Annotated in this window: 2 protein-coding genes; both read right to left on the bottom strand. The window is 56.0% G+C overall.

The features are described 5' to 3' along the window. Positions 1-85: 85 nt before the first annotated feature. A complete protein-coding gene (locus B2R17_RS17450) occupies positions 86-1,114 on the bottom strand; it encodes a zinc-binding alcohol dehydrogenase family protein (protein ID WP_286764992.1) in 1,029 nt (342 codons plus the stop codon). Between the two features lie 2 nt (positions 1,115-1,116). Continuing rightward, on the bottom strand, positions 1,117-2,397 hold the full coding sequence (locus B2R17_RS17445) for a tagaturonate epimerase family protein (RefSeq protein WP_339888062.1): 1,281 nt from the start codon (positions 2,395-2,397) through the stop codon (positions 1,117-1,119). Positions 2,398-2,702 lie beyond the last annotated feature (305 nt).

The raw sequence follows: 2,702 nt of genomic DNA, 5'->3' as shown, positions 1-2,702 counted from the left end.
CGACGGTCTTGGAAGACCATCGTACGTGTGTTGAGAAGATACGCGACGGTCTTGGTAGACCGTCGTGGGCTCGCATTTCCTTATACTAGGAAACGTGAATCACGGCTTTCACGACACCCGATTCGGGATCCGTCCAAGCCGGGAAGGACTCGATCACTTCCTCGAATTTCGCGTGGTGCGTGATCCAAGGATCAGTGTCGATGACGCCGGACTCGATCAACTGAATGATGCGAGAGAAATCTCGAGTCAAAGCGTTGCGGCTGGCAAGGATCGTCAACTCGCGGCGATGTAAGAACGGTGCGTGCGGGAACTGCAAGTCTTGCTGAGTGATCCCGACGTAGACGACTCGTCCGCCAAACGCGGCCATCTCCATTGCGCGACGCATGGAATGATGGTTGCCGGTTGCATCGACCACCACATCCGCACGACGGCCATCGGTCATCGCTTCCAGCTTTTCGATGTCCGCTTCGGATCCATCAAACTGGATGGTGTCGGTCACGCCCATTTTGTTCGTGACAAAGTCCAATCGCGTTTGACTGAGGTCGGCGACGATGACGTTGGCACCTGCCACACGAGCGAACTCGATCGCGGACAATCCAATCGGGCCCGAACCAATCACCAATACAGTGTCTTTTTCGGTCACGTTTGCACGATCGATCGCGTGACAGCCAATGGCCAACGTTTCAACGAGCGCTGATTGCTCGTACGACAGGTTGTTGGCTGGATGCAGTTTGCGGGCCGGCAGAATCATCTTTTCGGTTAGCCCACCGTCGCACATCACACCGAGTGTTTGGTGTGACTCGCAGCAGTTCGTCAAACCACGTTCGCACGAATAACACTTTTGGCAATTGATGTAGGGCTCAACACTGCAGCGATCGCCGACTTTCACGTTTTCGACGCCTTCGCCAACCGCGAGGACTTCCACACCCAGTTCATGGCCGGGAATTCGCGGGTACGAGAAGAATGGGAATTTGCCGAGGTAGCCGCCCAAGTCAGTCCCGCAAACACCGACGCGGTGAATCCGTACCAACGCTTCACCAGCAGCTGGCGACGATGGTTCGTCGATGTCGATTTGCTCCCACTGTTTGGGAGCACTCAGTTGCAACGCTTTCATGTTCAGGCTCCCGTTCCGATGGCTTTGCCATCTTCGTCGATGAACAACGCCAACAGGTGGCGATCGTAGATGTTCTCGGTGACTTGTTGGCCGACGATCTCTTCGTTGGACTTCAGCAGATCCGTGTAACGAGCGCCCGCTTTCGCAGCGACCTTGAACGACACGTGCAACAACTGACGCACGTTGGCGTTGAAGTTCGGATTCGAAGGGATGTGGCGAATCAGTTCCGCAAACGCGGGACCGTCCAGCTTTTCAACAGCGGCCGAATCAGGCAACTGCGAACGGTCGATGTCGATGACGCTGGCGTAAGGAGCACAGAGTTCGTCGACGTGTTCCAACGCGTAAACGTAGATTTCTTTGGCAAGTGCCAACCCATCGCCACCGGCTTCCGCCAACCCGATGATCTCTTCCAACCAAGTCGTGCCAGCGGTTTTCAAGTGAACGCCCGCGCCGGTTCGCTTCAGACAATCGCGAATGATTGGGTACAAGCTGAACTTGTCGCTGCCGCTGTGAACGCTGAGCTTCAACACTTCGGGCAAGCCGTATGCTTTGACGGCGTGAGCCAGCACCGCAACGTCATCATTGAATTCGCGTTCGAATTGAGCCAAGTCACCAACGTAGTCGACGCCTTTGTTGAATCGACCGGTGAACTTCGGTGCGATGGTTTGCACGCGAATGTTTTCGTCGGCCAACATCGCCAAGATGATCAACAACTCGGGTGGCGTTTGCGGTTCGTCGGTTTCGTCCATCGAAACTTCGGCGATGTAGTTGCCTGCGCCTTTGACGGAAGCGATGTGGCGATCGATCTCGCCCGCTTCCTTGGTTGCCAGCATGTACTGACCAGCGACACGACGAACATCTTCTTCGGTGATGGTCAGCGGAGCGGAGAGGCCTTCCAGTTCCAACGTGCCGATCAGTTCGCTGTGCTTGGCAACGAAGGCATCGATGTCAGCTTGGTCGGCTGGTTTGCCGATCGAGTCAGCAACGTCGAGAGTGAAGAAGTCCGAGCAAGGCAGGAACGGCTCGACGGTTTGCAAACCGATGTGATCCGCGTCGACGTGCCAAGGGCGATCGAAGCCAAGCTTTTTGACGGCGGCCGCTGCGGCGTCGTGCACGCTCTCTGGTTGCGAGCCGACAAAGGTGTGTTCGCGATTGGATTTATTCCAAACCGGAGCGACGTGGATGCCCTTTTCGGCCAAACGAGTGAAGGATCGCAGTTGAGCGGCCGCTTGATGGGCGAAACGGTCACCGACGCCGAAGGAGTATTTCTCAATCGTTAGCAAGGGAAGGCTCTTGAGCAGAGGGGGATGAATCTGATTGGGGCCAAGAATATGACGCATCCAGTCGATTTCGACCACGGGGTCGTTTCAACCCTCCGGAACCGTAAGTCTTAATTGTGTATAGACTTCGGGGTGCGGGTGGGCCGCTTCGCGAAACGGCGTGGGATCCTTTGTCAGAACGCGTGTCCGAGTGTCATCCGTGGTTTGGTCATTGTCGCAATGGACCTGTCGTTGAGATCAGGCACAGAGATCAGGCACGGAGATCAGGCACGGAGATCAGGCACGGAGATCAGGCACAGAGATCAGGC

This window comes from Rhodopirellula sp. UBA1907 (genome assembly GCF_002337565.1).
GTDB lineage: Bacteria > Planctomycetota > Planctomycetia > Pirellulales > Pirellulaceae > Rhodopirellula > Rhodopirellula europaea.
The sequence above is the reverse complement of the archived record's forward strand: the minus strand, read 5'-3'. Positions and strand labels throughout refer to the sequence as shown.